The following is a 15,837-nucleotide window of genomic DNA, read 5'->3' as shown; positions in this document are numbered from 1 at the left end:
CAGGCATAGAAGCAAAGTGGAATAGTCTATTGTTTTGACGATTGTCCGCATGCTAAACCACCGTGGATTGACCCTTACTCGGTTGGCACACAAAAATGTGTTCTTGATGCTTTGTAGATACAATTTATACTCTTGCTCGAGCTTTTACTGTTTTAAATTTTCTTTACCTAAGCATAACAACCCCCTTCCATTGCGTCATCAATATCCTTTCTTTTGTAATATACTCGGCTACCTATTTTAGTAGCTCTTAAAGTGCCGTCTTTATTATACTTCCATAAAGTTGCATAACTGACCTTTAATAAGTCCTTAGCCTCTTCTCTAGTAAGATACTCCTTATCTTCTCTTTGGTTCTTTTCAACAATAGAATCCTTCTTTTCAATAAGGGACAATATCTCTTTTCTAAATACTTCAAAAAACTCCTCAGTAGTCATTTGAAAAATATGTTTTTTATTACTCATAATAACTTGATTTAAAATTATACAATAAGTTCAAGAATTTTAATCTTCAACCTTTTTATAAAACCTGAGTGCACGTTCAAATTTACAACTGCAAGATACCACCATTAAAATGTCTCAGAAAACACTTTAACATATTCATTATCAGTACTTTAAATTAACTAATTCAAAATACACGATTTACCGTAAACCATTGACTAACAAGTAAATAGAAGATAGATTAGCTAATTTAAAGTTCATTAAAGTTGAATTAACTAATCCTTTTAACATTTGGGCTTAAAAAGGAGCTTTTTTGACAGCATAAATTGATTCCAGAACACCTTATTTACACCAAATTCTTCTAGCAGAACCATTCACCTTGGGAAAAGTCATAAAAAAAGGACTAATATTTAGTCCTCTTTTGGCTATTATCGGTTATGAGTTTTTGAAGATTTTAAACAGGAATAGATGAAACCTGAAAGGCATCTGTTGATGTTATTTGTGAAACACGTTCTACTTTGGGGTTTCGAATATATTTCATGAACTCCTTCAGTGTAGAATGCCCCGACAGCTCTAGAATTGAATGTACTGGCACACCAGCTTTATATTTCAAGGTACAGAAGGTACGGCGTGCCGAATGCCCTTGAATTAATTGATGTTTAGGTATATGATTAACTTTTCGCTTCCCTCCCCTCGTGATTTCTACCTTAATCTGTGAATTAATTTCAGCTTTTTCGCCAACTATCTTTATATAATCATTCAACTTTTGTTCGGTAATCTTAGAAGGTAATATTCCCCCATACCTTTGATTCATAATTGTTTCAATAACAGGTGTTATCTTGCACAACACCTCTTTTTTAGTTTTTTCTTGCTTTATCTTTATATATCTTTCACTTTCGTGATTAACAATTTCTTGCTCTCTTAAATTATGGTAATCGCTAATCCTCTGACCAACCTCACAACCAATTATAAATACATCCCTTGCCAATTCCAAATGAGGAGATTCGCTTAGGTCTAATTCATACATACTTTTTAGCTCAGCTATCTCCAAAAATATGGCTGTAGTAATCTCGGTTTGAACCTTAAACCTCTTGTATTTTAAATTGGTATGGTATTCTTCAATCAGGGCTGCTCCCATAAAAACTTTCAAGTTCTTAATTTGTTTTCCAATGGTATTGAGCGAATAATGCCTTTTCTCCTTCTTCTTAAATTGATAAGTCCTTGAATTCATAAATTCAATAAAATCTGAATAGAACTCATTATCTAAATCAAAATCCAAAACACAGCTATACTCTTCTTCATAATCCTTCAAATGCCCTAATGTCTGTTCATAGGATTTGATTGTATTATTCCTATATCCTTTAACCGTTTTTGGTAATTCTTTTTCTTTTTGTTTAATATACTTTTCTATGTAAGAAATTAATGTTGTAATCTCTTCTTCTTTCTCTTCTTGAACTTCTTCTTCCTCATTTCTAAAATCATCTAAACAAGCTTTCATAATAAAATTGGTAAGTGGAATTTGGTTGGAATCACAATCTTCAACAAACTCTTTTAGTGTGCGAGTTATATCATCAATTCTATCATTTATGATTTTTGCATTAGTAACAGCACGAACATTTTTAACCTTACCCTTTTCCTTAATCCAATAATCTGGATTTACAGAATAACCTATGGAATACTTAAACCGATTCTTTCTTCCATATGAATAATCAAGGAATATTGGCTTCTCTGGTTTGGTTGATGCTTTAAGTCTAAATACAGGTGCAACTCCTTTTGTTCTTCTGGATTGAATCATAGTAGAAATCTTTTCACAAAGATAACTAAAAGGGACAACATTAGGGACAACATTTTTAAATTTAGATAGGTTAATTAAATTTAGTTAGATTTAAAAACCTTATATTTACTGACGTTAAAGATGTTGTCAAAATTCACCAAATCCTACTAAACAATCTATTGTGGTACTGGAGGTACCACTTTTTAAGCTTAAAAACCCTTGTAAATGAAGTATTTGCAAGGGTTTTACTTTTTAGGAAAAGAACAAGCACACAAAATTCTCATAATTTTTGAAGTTTTTCATACTTTGTTTGTTTAGTATTTAAGAAATATTACTTCTTGAGTAAGATTTATCAAAAAAACTGATAAGCAGCGAACGCTTAAATAAAAACTTTAGGTTTTAGCTTAAACAAAAAAAGCCCCAAAGGGACTTTTCTTAACTATCTCAATATTAATTTCTAATCCATATCAAAACGCAGGCCTATAGATATATTGTTTTGATCTATTGGTTGATCTTTAAAGATTGGCGACAAATCGTATTTAAGATATAAAGCTGTATCGCCAATAGCTACGTAGGTACTTACACCATACACCAGGTTACTGGTATTAAACCCACGTTTTTGCTTATCCTTTATACGTTCGCCATCCAAATCGTACTTTAATTTTTGGCGTGTACCAATGTTAAATCCGCCATAACCACCAATTCCTATTTTAAATTGGTTTTTAGTAGAATACCTAAAATATTTGTCCTTATCTATACGCTTAGAAGGTCCGAATTCAAAATGTACAGGAAACACCAAATTACTTATAGACAACTTAGATTTCCTAAGGTTTTGAGGAAACGCTTCAAGCATAGTTTCACCAGCATTTTGTGTAAAATATTTATTGTCATCTGGCTTTAGGCCATTAATCTGTAAAGACACACCATATTTAAATCTCATAAAATTGCTGTTTTTAAACACGCGCGATTTCCACGCCCACCCCATTTCAAAAAAACGGGAACCTCCAATTTTATACGGCGTATCGTCTAAACTTTGCCCTTCTATAATGGCGTTGTTTAATCCAAATGCCAGTACAAAGTCGCTGGTAGTACGTAAATCGTATTTTCTGTATTTAGGCTTGTCGTTTTCTTTTTTTCCAATGTAAATCCAGCTTTTGTCCTCGCCATTTCTGCCAATTCTTACAATGTCTTCACTTTCATTATCTTCACCATACCCTTTTTCATTACGCTCTAAAAGTGCGATTTTATTGTTTAAGATGGCGGTTCGGTTTTCAATGTTCAAAGCGCGTTTTTTTGCCATTTCCATTTTTAGGTCCTGTGCTTCCTCTTGGGATATTTCTCCATTCTTTAGACGTAAGTCAATAGCCTCAACCTCAGCTTTCAAAGCTGCTTTTTCATCAGCTTCTACTCTAGATATTGCTTCCTTGAGCTTATTAATTTCTACTTGGTTTACGGGTTTTGGAATACTGTCTTGTGCTAAAACACATTGCAAGTTTAAACTTAAAATAAGTACCACTAAATACTTTGTAATAGTTTGCATAACTGTTCGTTTTTTAATTAATGATTTGATTGAAACCCTTCCTCTAAACTAGGGCAGGTATGATTGATGTTTTTATTATACTTTTATCTTTATAATTTATTGTTCTTACAGCATTTTGCTAGTCGTTACGTTGTGCTATAGCTGTTTTTAAAGACCCATAACTATCTTTTATCGCTTTAAACACTCTATCTCTAAAGGATTCGTCCAACTCAAACTCCACTTCTTGCAGTAATAAAGCGGCATCAACAATCGCTTGGTCTTGGTTTTTCATTCTGCTAATTAAAATATCGCGTTGGGCTGCTTTTAAAAGCGAATCTATCGAAGCATTAGAAACTCCAGCTTCTGTTTCGCTAAGCGTATATATGGCATCTGCAACCTCTTGCGCCTTTTCGCTTTCAATACTTAAAACATCGGCTTGTTTTGCTTTTATAACATCTATTTCGTTTTTAGTGCTTAAAGGTGTTGGTGCTTTTGCAATTTGGGTTGGGGCTTCATAGGTTTTTATAGGTTTTTGTTTCCCCACATTAGTAGGCTGTACCAGTTTTTCTTCCGTAGAAGATTCAACCGCAACTTGCGTTTCTTGTGCTGTACTATTTAAATCCTCTATTACAGGCGTTTTATCAGAATCATTTATAACTTCGGGAGCATCAACTATTATGGGAGTAACAGTTTTTTCACTGTTACTAGAAAATTGAAAAATTGCAAATAAAATCCCTATTACACTTGCCGCAATACCAATCCACCAGAAACCTTTGTTGTTTGCTGTTTCTTCTTCGGCCTCTAAACGTTCAGATAGTTTATCCCACGCCCCTTTTGATGGCGCTATGGTACGTTTTTCTAACTTGTCCTTAAAATCGTCTTCAAATTTAATTGGTGCCATAGCTTGTTTTATTTACTTTTTTTATTTGTTCTTGAAGCAATTTTCGTGCTTTAAATAATTGTGATTTTGAGGTACCTTCGCTTATATGCAAAAGTTCTGCAATCTCAAAATGTTTATAACCTTCAATGGCATACATAATAAATACCATGCGATACCCTTCGGGTAAATTGTCTATTAGTTTTTGAATGTCGTTAACCTCTAAATCGGTTTCCATACTGTTACTATAATCGTATGTACTTACATCTTCTTCAGATAAAAAATCAATACTTTTTTTTTGCCTTAAGTATGAAATTGATTCTCTTATCATAATACGGCGTATCCAACCTTCAAAACTGCCTTCGCTTTTATAGGTTTTTAAGTTTTTAAATACTTTGAAAAACCCATTTAGCATTGCCTCTTCAGCCATCTGAATATCCTTAATATAGTAGCGACAAACACTTAACATTTTTGGGGCATGCGTTTCAAACAAAATGTGTTGTGCTTCACGATTGTTTTTTATCGCTTTTTTTATCAATGCGCCTTCGTTTTTATGTAGCTGTATAACTTTCAAAAAAGATTTCATATTGCTTTCTATTTATAAAGACGCAAATGCTTTTAAAATGGTTGCCTGAAGTTTTAATTTTTTTCCAAAATAGCTGAAATTCAAATAAAGATTTAAGAAAACATAAAAAAACACATCAATTTTATTTTATTCTTAAATATTTTATATCAATAATTATGTTTTTTAAAATTATATTTATCAAAATCATATAATTTATGACAATCATCTATTAATCGTTATATTTGGTTACACATTCTTAAAAATACGATATGCAGAATTCACCCCTTTTTTCTTCTTATGAAATGCTAAAAGATACTTGGGATGAAATGTATGCTAGCGATTTTAAACTTCGAGAGCAGTATGAAATTGTAAGCAGCTATTTACAGAAATCCTCTCCTGAGGACCTAAGAAAAAAAGAAGATCTTTGCAAACAGCTATTTATGAACCAAGGCGTAACGTTTACGGTTTATAATGATGAAAAAGGAATAGAGAAAATATTTCCATTTGATATTCTGCCAAGGATTATAACACATAACGAATGGGAGAAAATTGATAAAGGCATAAAACAGCGTATAACTGCTTTAAATCTATTTTTAAAAGATATTTATCACGACCAGTTTATTTTAAAGGATAAAATAATACCGGTTGATTTAGTGTATTCTTGCCCTTACTTTTTGCGCGAAATGAAAGGCGTAACGCCACCACATGATATTTATGTTCACATTACCGGTGTAGATTTAATTAGAAATAATGATGGTGAATTTTATGTATTAGAGGATAATTTAAGAACACCATCTGGTGTAAGCTATATGTTAGAAAATCGGGAAATATCTAAACGTATTTTTCCTGGTATTCTACCACAAAACAATGTTTTAACGGTATCTAATTATCCAAATATCCTATACGAAAAGCTGAAATCCTGTAGTAATCAACCAGACCCAAATGTAGTATTATTAACACCTGGAATTTATAATTCAGCATATTACGAACATACCACATTAGCACGATTAATGGGTATAGAACTTGTTGAAGGTTCTGATCTTGTAGTTAAAGATCATATGGTTTTTATGAAAACCACATTTGGTTTAAAGCGTGTTGATGTGATTTACAGGCGTGTTGATGATGAATATTTAGACCCTTTAGAATTTAATGCAGCCAGTATTTTAGGTGTAGCAGGCATCATGGCAGCATATAGAAAAGGCAATGTTACTATCGTAAACGCTCCCGGAACTGGAATTGCCGATGATAAGGCGGTATATACTTATGTTCCTGATATGATTCGTTATTATTTAAATGAAGAACCCATTTTAAAAAATATTGAGACCTACCAGTTAGGAAAACCTGAAGATTTGGAATATGTGAAAAACAACATCTCTAAAATGGTAATTAAAAAAACCGATGGCAGTGGCGGTTATGGCATGCTAATGGGGCATGAAGCTAGTGAAAAAGATATTGAAGACTATTTTGCAACCGTGGATAAAAACCCAGCGGCATTTATAGCGCAACCTATTTTAAAATTGTCCACTGCACCTTGTTATATTGACGGGAAGCTAACCCCTAGATGCGTAGATTTAAGGCCATTTGCTATTTATGGACCCGATGGTATCAAAATATGCCCTGGTGGTTTAACTAGAGTTGCATTAAAAAAAGGATCATTAGTTGTAAATAGCTCACAAGGTGGTGGCAGTAAAGATACCTGGGTAATAAAATAAATATATGCTAAGTAGAGTTGCAAATAATTTAATGTGGATGAATCGCTATATGGAACGCGGTTACAATATCTTGAGACTGCTTAAAGTAAATTTTTCTGCAAATCAAGATTCTCCCGAACTATTTTCATGGACACCAATTATTAAAAATTATGCTGGAGTAGATGCATCTTTTCAAACAGAAAACGCTATAGAATGTATCGACTTCATGGTATTCAATTATGATAATCCTAACTCCATTATTAACCTCGTTACAAAATCGCGGGAAAATGCCAGAAGTGCACAAGAACATATTCCAAGAGAATTGTGGCTTGGAATAAACAGTTACTTTTTACACCTACAAGACACGAATTTACCGGAAAAATTAAAACATCAAGATCCTGTTGAATTTTTGGATAGCCTTTTAAATTATCAATTGTTGCATTATGGCAATATTGAGGTTACCCAAGAACGAGGATCTGCTTACTATTTTATGAATGTAGGTAAGCTTTTAGAACGTGTGATTCAAATTTCAGATTTTACTTCCATGAAACTTATGGAAATCTCAAAGACGTCAGACAGTTTAGAACGCAGTTTTCATTGGAAATATTTACTCTTATCTATAGGTGCTTACCAATTATATTTAAAAAAATATAAGTCGTCTTTTCATGAAGATAATGTAATAAGTGTTATTTTTCAGGAACAATTATTCCCAAAGTCCTTATATTACTGTGTTAATAAATTGAGCAGACACATTAATGAATTGATTCAAACAAACGAGTTAGTAAAAAATGATTTAGAATTTTTACTTGGAAAGCTTGAAAGCACAATAAAATACACTACTATTGAAAACATAAACGAGCAAGGTTTAGAGAATTTTATAGCAAGTATTAAACAAGATATTAAAAACATATCTATGAGTATTAATAATGTATATTTCTCTACAAAAAGCTAACACACGACATGCCACTATATTACATAAAGCATATTACGAAATACTCTTACAGTGGCAATGTCTTTGATGGGGCAAACCAAATACGTTTATATCCTTTTAATAATGAATTTCAAAAGATAGTTTCTCAAAGGGTTCTTATAAACGGCAATCCTAATGTTCATTTATATCAAGATTTCTATCATAATTTTGTTGGATCTTTTATGATGGTAGAACCACATAATTTTCTATCTATAGAATCTGATGTTGAAGTTATTACAAACCCCGTTGTTTTTCCAGAAGATAGTGCAACCCCTGAAGAGCAATGGCAATTTTTAAAGACTTTAAAAAACGACACCCAATTTATAGATTATTTAAAGTATATCACTTTTGATGGTACTCCTGAAATTTTTGAAATGATAAAAGAGAAAGACCTCTCTACCATTAGCCCATATAAAGTAGCGTTAGAATTTTGCGACTTTATATATACCAATTTCAAATACATTCAAGGCATTACAAATGTAGATTCTAAACTAGATTTAGTTTGGCAATTAAAAGCTGGCGTTTGTCAAGACTTCACTAATATTTTACTGCAAATGGTGCGTATGTTGGGCATTCCGGCACGATATGTAAGTGGCTATATTTGTCCGGGCGATTCTAAAACACGAGGTGAGGGTGCTACGCATGCCTGGATTGAAGTGTATATTCCTTTTTATGGTTGGCTAGGGCTAGACCCTACCAACAACTTAGTAGCTTCCGAACATCACGTAAAACTTGCTGTTGGCAGAAATTACAAGGATTGCGCTCCCGTAAATGGTGTTTATAAAGGCCATGTCACGGATAGCCTTTACGTAAAAGTACATGTTAGTACAACTAAAAATTATAATGATATTAGTGTTGCACCTACGGATGTGGAAAAATTAAAAGCGAACGAAAAAAAGATAACTACAAATAGTTACCGTCAAAATTTAGAGTTTATTCAACAACAGCAACAACAGTAGTGATTTTTAAAATTTGGCTTGGGGAAAATTTCAGTTAACCTAGCTTACGTTGACTATCGAAAAAATATTAAATAAGCCTTAGAATCTCCCTACTTTTTCCTATCAATCACATAGTTCACCATCAATTCTAATGAATTTTTATAATCCGAATTTGGATAATTTTTAAGCAATTGTAAGGCCTCTTCCTGAAAGGCTTTCATCTTCGTAACGGCATAATCTAAACCACCATTATCTTTTACAAAGGCAATAACCTCCTTAACACGCTTAGCGTCCTTGTTGTGGTTTTTTACCGAGTTAATAAGCCATTTTTTATCTTTTTTATTGGCATGGTTTATCGCATAAATTAAAGGCAATGTCATTTTTTGCTCTTTAATATCGATACCTGTTGGTTTGCCTATTTGGGTTTCGCCATAATCAAATAAATCGTCTTTTATTTGAAATGCCATACCAATAAGTTCACCAAACTTACGCATGGTATCAACGTGTTGGGAATCTGGCTTTACCGAAGCAGCGCCCAAACTACAACAAGCCGCAATTAATGTGGCGGTTTTTTGGCGGATAATTTCATAATACACCTCCTCGGTTATATCCAGCTTTCGCGCTTTTTCAATTTGAAGCAGCTCGCCCTCGCTCATTTCACGAACTGCAATAGAAATAATTTTCAGTAAGTCAAAATCATTGTTATCTATAGACAACAATAGCCCTTTTGACAATAAATAGTCTCCAATTAAAACAGCAATTTTATTTTTCCAAAGAGCATTCACAGAGAAAAAACCTCTACGGCGATTACTATCGTCTACCACATCGTCGTGCACCAAAGTAGCAGTGTGTATTAATTCTATTACCGAAGCACCACGATAGGTACGTTCGCTTACCTCGCCTTCAGACACCATTTTAGCCACCAAAAACACAAACATAGGTCGCATTTGTTTGCCTTTTCTATTTACGATATAATGTGTTATTCGATTGAGCAAAGCTACTTTGCTAGACATAGAGAGCTGAAACTTTTGCTCGAAAAGCTCCATTTCGTACGCTATAGGTTGTTTTATTTGCTCTACTATCTTCATGGAATTGGCAAAGATACTATTGTTAAGACTTATTTGCTAATTGCCCGCATGCTGCATCGATATCCTTCCCTCTGCTTCGACGAATAGTTACCGTAATTCTGTTGGCTTCCAATACTTTTTGATACATAGTGATAGCATCAGAATTGGCTTGTTGAAACTCACCGTCGTCTATTGGATTGTATTCGATTAAGTTGACTTTACTTGGTGCGAACTTGCAAAATTGCACCAAAGCATCCACATCCTTTCGTTTGTCGTTTATACCTTTCCAAACCACATATTCGTAGGTAATTCTGTTTTTTGTTTTGGCGTACCAATATTCTAAGGCTTCTCTTAAATCTGCCAATGGAAACGTTGCATTAAATGGCATAATAGATGTTCTTACCTCATCGATAGCCGAATGTAGCGATACTGCAAGCTTAAACTTTACATCATCATCTGCCATTTTTTTTATCATTTTTGGTACTCCAGAAGTAGACACCACGATACGTTTTGGCGACATGCCTAAACCTTCATCAGACGTAATTTTATCTATAGCTTTAAGTACATTATTATAATTCATAAGCGGCTCACCCATACCCATAAACACAATATTACTTAATGGTTTATTATGATACAATCTGCTTTCATTATCAATAGCAACCACTTGGTCGTAAATTTCGTCCGGATTAAGGTTGCGCATACGTTTTAAGCGCGCTGTAGCACAAAAACGACAATCTAAGCTACAGCCAACTTGACTAGACACACAGGCAGTGGTTCTTGTTGCTGTTGGAATTAATACAGATTCCACTATTAAACCATCGTGCAATTGCACTGCGTTTTTAATAGTGCCATCATTACTGCGCTGCATGGTATCAACACGTATGTGATTAATCACAAAATTATCCTCTAACATCTCGCGGGTTTCTTTGGAAATGTTTGTCATTGCCTCAAAACTATGTGCAGATTTTTGCCATAACCATTCGTACACTTGATTGCCACGAAATGCTTTATCTCCCTCACTTACGAAAAAGTCTCGAAGTTGTTCTTTGGTTAATGCGCGTATGTCTTTTTTGTCTTTGTTCATTTGCGTTTGCAAAAATAGTGAAAGGATTGTCGAATTACGATTTTTGAATTATGAATTGTTATTATGGAGACGAAACCCGCGTTAGGGATTGAGGGATTTGTTGAAGCTCCCGACGCAGGAGGAGCGACCCCCGAAAGCCCGACCCGACCCTAGGAGGGTAACGCCCAACTTCTTGATACAATTACTCATACTTCAGAATTACTCGAAATAAAAAGTCCCGCTAGAAACGGGACTTTAATTTTATAAGATTAACATGGCATCGCCATAACTGTAAAACTTGTACTTTTCTTTTATAGCCTCTTGGTAAGCTTCCATTACAAAATCGTGACCTGCAAATGCTGAAATCATCATTAACAACGTAGATTTTGGAGTATGGAAATTCGTAACCATACAGTTTGCAATACTAAAATCGTATGGTGGAAAAATGAATTTGTTTGTCCAACCATCCATCTCATTTAATAATCCGCTAGAAGACACTGCACTTTCTATAGTTCGCATTGCAGTTGTACCAACGGCACATACGCGTCTTCTTTCTTTAATACCTCTATTGATGATTTCTACCGCTTCTGGACCAATTTTTATTTCTTCACTGTCCATTTTGTGCTTAGACAAATCCTCAACTTCAACGGGGTTAAATGTACCTAAACCTACGTGTAGTGTTACCTCCGCAAAATTAATTCCTTTAATTTCTAAACGTTTTAGTAAGTGCTTTGAGAAATGTAAACCAGCTGTTGGTGCTGCTACCGCGCCTTCATTTTTTGCAAAAATAGTTTGGTAACGCTCTTCGTCTTCTGGTTCTACATCTCGCTTAATGTACTTTGGTAGTGGCGTTTGCCCTAATTCATTAAGTTTAATTCGGAATTCTTTATAAGAACCATCATATAAAAAACGTAAAGTACGCCCTCTAGAGGTTGTATTGTCTATAACCTCGGCCACCAAACTTTCGTCTTCTCCAAAATATAGTTTGTTACCAATACGAATTTTTCTTGCTGGGTCTACCAATACATCCCATAAACGTTGCTCTTCGTTTAGCTCTCTTAATAAAAACACCTCTATTCTAGCACCAGTTTTTTCCTTGTTTCCATATAAACGGGCTGGAAAAACCTTAGTGTTATTCAAAATCATTACATCATCTTCATCAAAATAGTTTATAAGATCTTTAAACTGCTTGTGTTCTATGGTTTGATCTTTTCTGTTTAAAACCATTAGGCGAGATTCATCTCTATTTTCTGAAGGATATTCTGCTAATAATTCTGGTGGTAAATCGAAACCGAAGTGCGATAATTTCATAGACAATTAATTTATTAGGTATATTTATTTTTCACAAAGTTGCAAATATACAATCTGAGCATAGGGGTTGTCAAGTAAATGGACAATTATTATTTGGTAAGATTAAATCCGATGGTTTTTAAATCATCCCAAAATGTTGGATAACTTTTAGATACCACGCCAGCATCTTCAATAATTACAGGTTGTTTTAATGCTACCGGCGCAAACGCCATTGCCATTCTATGGTCATTATAAGTAGCTATTGGCACCATAGGCTTAATATCTTTCGAGGCTTTTAAATGCAAGGATTTTTCTGAAATTTCAACGTTTCCTCCTAGTTTTTCAATTTCGGTTTTTAATGCTACCAACCTATCTGTTTCTTTAATTTTTAAAGTATGAAGCCCTGTTAAATCACATGAAACACCTAAAACAAAACATGTAACGGCTATAGTTTGTGCAATGTCTGGCGCGTTTTTTAAATCTAAAGTAAGCGGTTTTACTGCTGAAGTTTCTTTAGTTAACGTAACAAAGTTTTCGTTGAATTTTGACGTAACTCCAAAATGCTTGTAAATATCAACTAAACAAGAATCACCTTGTAAAGAATTTTCTTTGTATGATGATAAGGTAATTTGAGTACCAACCTTGCTAATTGCAGCTATACTGAAGTAATAGGATGCCGAAGACCAATCGGACTCTACCGTTAATGGTTTTGGTTTAGATTTTGAAGGATGTACTGTAATGACGTTGTTTTTAAATGATGTTTCAATGCCAATTTCATTCAATAAACTTAATGTCATATTAATATATGGCACAGACGTAATCTCACCTTCTAACATTAGTTCAATTCCATTTTCAAGCTTTGTAGCAATGAGTAACAATGCTGAAATGTATTGACTGCTCACATTTGCTTTTAAAGACACTTTGTGTTTTGAAAGCTTCTTTCCTTTTATAGCTATTGGTGGAAAGCCTTCGTTTTCAACATAACTAATATCTGCGCCTAACTCCCTTAAAGCATCTACTAAAATTTTAATTGGGCGTTCTTTCATACGTTTTGAACCTGTGAGTATGGTTTCCCGTCCTTCTTGTACAGCAAAATACGCCGTTAAAAAACGCATTGCAGTTCCTGCGTGATGAATATCTACAATTTTTTCTATTGAAGCTAACGCCTTCATCATCAAATTACTATCATCAGAGTTTGACACGTTATTTAGCTCAATTTCAGGGAAAAGTGCCTGCAATAACAATAAGCGGTTAGATTCACTTTTTGAACCGGTTATTTTAACCGAAGATTGCTTTTGTATTGCTGACTTTTGTAGAGTGATATCCATTAAAAAACGCTTCTAAAATTAGAAGCGTCAAATATAATTACAATTATTTTAATTTTTGGTTATTATGGTGCCTATCGTGGTCTCGTTTTGCTTTTTTATCCATACGCTTATCAAAAGCCTTTTGCAAATCAACACCTGTTTGGTTGGCTAAACAGAGCACAACAAATAATACATCTGCCAATTCTTCGCCAAGGTCTTTATCTTTATCACTTTCCTTTTCGCTTTGTTCTCCGTAGCGACGTGCAATAATTCTGGCTACTTCGCCAACCTCTTCGGTAAGTTGCGCCATATTGGTAAGCTCGTTAAAGTACCTTACCCCGTGTTCGTTAATCCAATCGTCAACAATTTTTTGCGCGTTTTTTATGTCCATCTTTTATTTGAATTTTTTAAGCATAAACGAAGTTAACAAAATTAATGAACAAGGAATTACTATATATTTTAGTTCGCTCACTATTACTTCAAAGCCCCATTCTGTAAAAAAATTACCTATACTTAACGGGGAAACACGGATTACACGTGTATTAAAAAAGTATCTAGAGTTTTCAAAAGGGATAAAAAACCCTACGCCTTCCCCGCCAGTGGTTATGGCGTCTAAAAGTGCATGGGATAATGTTGATAAGAAAATCACTAAAAACCACATTAACTTGTGCTTTTTACCAAGAGTGCACATTAAAAGCAAACTCCAAAATACGGCAAACAGGATGGAATGTGTAACTCCACGATGTCCCAAAGGCGATTCATATGGAATACCTAATCTAAAACCAAAAACATCAACATCGGGTAAAATGGTTGAAAATATTGCTGCTAACATTAACCATCTTAAGTTTTTATTGTCAATTAGTTTTGCAAGCGTAAATCCAACGATACCATGACCGAAAACTGAAGCCATTTTATTCTTTGTTTTTGGAGTCGATTATAATGGTAACAGGACCATCGTTAACTAATTCTACCTGCATCATGGCTCCAAACTCACCTGTTTGAATTGATTTTCCTAAAACACGTTTTAGGTTTTGAACAAAAGTTTCATATAATGGAATTGCAACCTCTGGTTTTGCTGCTTTTATATAACTGGGGCGATTGCCCTTTTTTGTTGCCGCGTGAAGTGTAAACTGGCTTACTACAATAACGTCTCCATCAACATCCGTTAAAGACTTATTCATCACGCCGTTTTCATCTCCAAAAATTCTAAGATTTACAATTTTATTACATAGCCAATCGATGTCCTCTTGCTTGTCTTCGCTTACAATCCCTAAAAGCACGAGAAGCCCACTTTGAATTGATGCTACCATAAGACCATCAATAGTTACACTGGCCTTAGACACTCTTTGAATAACTACTTTCATTCGTTATCCCAATTATCGGTTCTGTAATGCTCGTCTTCGCCTTCCAAAATCTGAACATAGCTACGGTAACGCGAATAGGCTATCTCATCACTCTCTAAAGCATCCTTAACTGCACATTTGGGCTCTTGCAAGTGCAAACAATTATTAAACTTACAGTCTTGTTTTAATTCAAAAATTTCTGGAAAATAGTCACCTACCTCTTCTTTGTCCATATCCACAACACCAAAACCTTTTATACCGGGGGTATCAATTATTTTGCCCCCAAAACTAGTATCGAACATTTCTGCAAATGTTGTAGTATGCTGCCCTTGCATATGTTGATTTGAAATCTCTTTGGTTTTTAAATTCAAAGAAGGCTCAATAGCATTTACCAAGGTAGATTTCCCAACGCCAGAGTGTCCTGAAAACATACTCACTTTATCTCGCATAAGGTTTTTCACTTTTTCTACATTTTTTCCAGTTTTTGCAGAAATACCTATACATTCATACCCTATTTTACGATATACGTGTGCCAGATACTTTACTTCGTTTAAGGTGTCTTCATCGTAAGCATCAATTTTATTAAAAAGAAGAATTGTTCTAATAGAATATGCCTCGGCCGTAACCAAAAACCTATCGATAAAACTGGTTAAGGTTGGCGGATTGTTTATGGTTATCATTAAAAATACCTGATCGATATTAGCAGAAATAATGTGTGTTTGCTTCGAGAGGTTTACCGATTTGCGTACGATATAGTTGGTTCTGTCGTGAATATTATATATAATCCCAGAAACCTCGTCATTATTGGTTTCTAATTCAAAATCTACTATATCTCCAACGGCAATTGGGTTTGTACTTTTTATACCTTTGATTCGAAATTTCCCTTTGATTCGGCATTGGTAAACATCACCCAATTGGGTTTTTACGGTGTACCAACTACCTGTAGATTTATAAACGCGTCCTGTCATGTATAAGATTATACCACAAAATAACAATATT

At 34.2% G+C, this 15,837-nt stretch carries 16 protein-coding genes and 1 riboswitch; of the genes, 3 read left to right on the top strand and 13 right to left on the bottom strand.

The genetic code is table 11. From position 1 onward, the window contains the following. Positions 1-20 precede the first annotated feature (20 nt). A riboswitch (SAM-I-IV-variant riboswitch) is annotated at positions 21-115 on the bottom strand. Positions 116-167: 52 nt separating this feature from the next. From BMY39_RS04655 to BMY39_RS04635, 5 genes are all read right to left on the bottom strand, one after another. Next, entirely contained in the window at positions 168-431 is a 264-nt protein-coding gene (locus tag BMY39_RS04655) for a helix-turn-helix transcriptional regulator (RefSeq protein ID WP_177176542.1), read from the bottom strand. A gap of 457 nt (positions 432-888) precedes the next feature. Then, entirely contained in the window at positions 889-2,229 is a 1,341-nt protein-coding gene (locus BMY39_RS04650) for a site-specific integrase (RefSeq protein ID WP_092576177.1), read from the bottom strand. Between the two features lie 436 nt (positions 2,230-2,665). After that, positions 2,666-3,748 carry a hypothetical protein gene (locus BMY39_RS04645; protein WP_092576174.1) on the bottom strand — a complete coding sequence of 361 codons (1,083 nt, stop codon included), beginning with the start codon at positions 3,746-3,748 and terminating at the stop codon, positions 2,666-2,668. A 118-nt stretch (positions 3,749-3,866) separates the two neighbouring features. After that, on the bottom strand, positions 3,867-4,628 hold the full coding sequence (locus BMY39_RS04640) for a hypothetical protein (protein ID WP_092576170.1): 762 nt from the start codon (positions 4,626-4,628) through the stop codon (positions 3,867-3,869). After that, positions 4,615-5,190, bottom strand: coding sequence for an RNA polymerase sigma factor (locus BMY39_RS04635; protein ID WP_245738167.1), 576 nt, complete (start codon positions 5,188-5,190; stop codon positions 4,615-4,617). The genes BMY39_RS04640 and BMY39_RS04635 overlap by 14 nt, the downstream gene beginning before the upstream one ends. A 248-nt stretch (positions 5,191-5,438) precedes the next feature. Here BMY39_RS04635 and BMY39_RS04630 point away from each other — a divergent pair, with 248 nt between their 5' ends. The 3 genes from BMY39_RS04630 to BMY39_RS04620 are packed head-to-tail and all read left to right on the top strand — an operon-like array spanning position 5,439 to position 8,789. Continuing rightward, a complete protein-coding gene (locus tag BMY39_RS04630; protein WP_092576167.1) occupies positions 5,439-6,881 on the top strand; it encodes a circularly permuted type 2 ATP-grasp protein in 1,443 nt (480 codons plus the stop codon). Between the two features lie 4 nt (positions 6,882-6,885). After that, positions 6,886-7,812: an alpha-E domain-containing protein gene (locus BMY39_RS04625; RefSeq protein ID WP_092576164.1), complete on the top strand. Its 927-nt coding sequence runs from the start codon at positions 6,886-6,888 to the stop codon at positions 7,810-7,812. 8 nt (positions 7,813-7,820) lie between these two features. Continuing rightward, complete coding sequence (locus BMY39_RS04620; protein WP_092576161.1) at positions 7,821-8,789, top strand: transglutaminase family protein; 969 nt, start codon at positions 7,821-7,823, stop codon at positions 8,787-8,789. An 89-nt stretch (positions 8,790-8,878) separates the two neighbouring features. Here BMY39_RS04620 and BMY39_RS04615 read toward each other — a convergent pair whose 3' ends face one another. The 8 genes from BMY39_RS04615 to rsgA all read right to left on the bottom strand — a co-directional run bounded on the left by BMY39_RS04615 (position 8,879) and on the right by rsgA (position 15,806). Beyond that, positions 8,879-9,856, bottom strand: a complete 978-nt coding sequence (locus tag BMY39_RS04615) for a polyprenyl synthetase family protein (protein WP_092576157.1) — start codon at positions 9,854-9,856, stop codon at positions 8,879-8,881. A 22-nt stretch (positions 9,857-9,878) separates the two neighbouring features. Beyond that, entirely contained in the window at positions 9,879-10,919 is a 1,041-nt protein-coding gene (gene rlmN / locus BMY39_RS04610) for a dual-specificity RNA methyltransferase RlmN (protein ID WP_092576154.1), read from the bottom strand. A 240-nt stretch (positions 10,920-11,159) separates the two neighbouring features. Further along, on the bottom strand, positions 11,160-12,209 hold the full coding sequence (queA, locus tag BMY39_RS04605; protein WP_092576150.1) for a tRNA preQ1(34) S-adenosylmethionine ribosyltransferase-isomerase QueA: 1,050 nt from the start codon (positions 12,207-12,209) through the stop codon (positions 11,160-11,162). 89 nt (positions 12,210-12,298) lie between these two features. Beyond that, complete coding sequence (locus tag BMY39_RS04600; RefSeq protein ID WP_092576147.1) at positions 12,299-13,516, bottom strand: 3-phosphoshikimate 1-carboxyvinyltransferase; 1,218 nt, start codon at positions 13,514-13,516, stop codon at positions 12,299-12,301. Between the two features lie 43 nt (positions 13,517-13,559). After that, complete coding sequence (locus tag BMY39_RS04595; RefSeq protein WP_092576144.1) at positions 13,560-13,886, bottom strand: nucleotide pyrophosphohydrolase; 327 nt, start codon at positions 13,884-13,886, stop codon at positions 13,560-13,562. Between the two features lie 3 nt (positions 13,887-13,889). Further along, positions 13,890-14,405 carry a metal-dependent hydrolase gene (locus tag BMY39_RS04590; protein WP_092576141.1) on the bottom strand — a complete coding sequence of 172 codons (516 nt, stop codon included), beginning with the start codon at positions 14,403-14,405 and terminating at the stop codon, positions 13,890-13,892. Position 14,406: 1 nt separating this feature from the next. Beyond that, positions 14,407-14,859: a D-aminoacyl-tRNA deacylase gene (gene dtd / locus BMY39_RS04585; RefSeq protein WP_092576138.1), complete on the bottom strand. Its 453-nt coding sequence runs from the start codon at positions 14,857-14,859 to the stop codon at positions 14,407-14,409. Continuing rightward, complete coding sequence (gene rsgA / locus BMY39_RS04580; RefSeq protein WP_092576133.1) at positions 14,856-15,806, bottom strand: ribosome small subunit-dependent GTPase A; 951 nt, start codon at positions 15,804-15,806, stop codon at positions 14,856-14,858. Before rsgA ends, dtd begins: the two co-directional genes overlap by 4 nt. Positions 15,807-15,837 lie beyond the last annotated feature (31 nt).

The organism is Hyunsoonleella jejuensis (genome assembly GCF_900111025.1).
Classification (GTDB): Bacteria; Bacteroidota; Bacteroidia; order Flavobacteriales; family Flavobacteriaceae; genus Jejuia; species Jejuia jejuensis.
Note: the sequence above shows the minus strand (reverse complement) of the source record. Positions and strands in the feature narration are given on the sequence as shown.

Excerpts from the sequence above, each read along its gene's own strand:
- BMY39_RS04625 (WP_092576164.1), top strand. The coding sequence starts at position 6,886 with ATGCTAAGTAGAGTTGCAAATAATTTAATGTGGATGAATCGCTATATG.
- BMY39_RS04640 (WP_092576170.1), bottom strand. The coding sequence starts at position 4,628 with ATGGCACCAATTAAATTTGAAGACGATTTTAAGGACAAGTTAGAAAAA.
- BMY39_RS04620 (WP_092576161.1), top strand. The coding sequence starts at position 7,821 with ATGCCACTATATTACATAAAGCATATTACGAAATACTCTTACAGTGGC.
- BMY39_RS04655 (WP_177176542.1), bottom strand. The coding sequence starts at position 431 with ATGACTACTGAGGAGTTTTTTGAAGTATTTAGAAAAGAGATATTGTCC.
- rsgA (WP_092576133.1), bottom strand. The coding sequence starts at position 15,806 with ATGACAGGACGCGTTTATAAATCTACAGGTAGTTGGTACACCGTAAAA.
- BMY39_RS04590 (WP_092576141.1), bottom strand. The coding sequence starts at position 14,405 with ATGGCTTCAGTTTTCGGTCATGGTATCGTTGGATTTACGCTTGCAAAA.
- rlmN (WP_092576154.1), bottom strand. The coding sequence starts at position 10,919 with ATGAACAAAGACAAAAAAGACATACGCGCATTAACCAAAGAACAACTT.
- BMY39_RS04645 (WP_092576174.1), bottom strand. The coding sequence starts at position 3,748 with ATGCAAACTATTACAAAGTATTTAGTGGTACTTATTTTAAGTTTAAAC.
- BMY39_RS04635 (WP_245738167.1), bottom strand. The coding sequence starts at position 5,190 with ATGAAATCTTTTTTGAAAGTTATACAGCTACATAAAAACGAAGGCGCA.
- BMY39_RS04615 (WP_092576157.1), bottom strand. The coding sequence starts at position 9,856 with ATGAAGATAGTAGAGCAAATAAAACAACCTATAGCGTACGAAATGGAG.
- BMY39_RS04650 (WP_092576177.1), bottom strand. The coding sequence starts at position 2,229 with ATGATTCAATCCAGAAGAACAAAAGGAGTTGCACCTGTATTTAGACTT.
- dtd (WP_092576138.1), bottom strand. The coding sequence starts at position 14,859 with ATGAAAGTAGTTATTCAAAGAGTGTCTAAGGCCAGTGTAACTATTGAT.
- BMY39_RS04600 (WP_092576147.1), bottom strand. The coding sequence starts at position 13,516 with ATGGATATCACTCTACAAAAGTCAGCAATACAAAAGCAATCTTCGGTT.
- BMY39_RS04595 (WP_092576144.1), bottom strand. The coding sequence starts at position 13,886 with ATGGACATAAAAAACGCGCAAAAAATTGTTGACGATTGGATTAACGAA.
- BMY39_RS04630 (WP_092576167.1), top strand. The coding sequence starts at position 5,439 with ATGCAGAATTCACCCCTTTTTTCTTCTTATGAAATGCTAAAAGATACT.
- queA (WP_092576150.1), bottom strand. The coding sequence starts at position 12,209 with ATGAAATTATCGCACTTCGGTTTCGATTTACCACCAGAATTATTAGCA.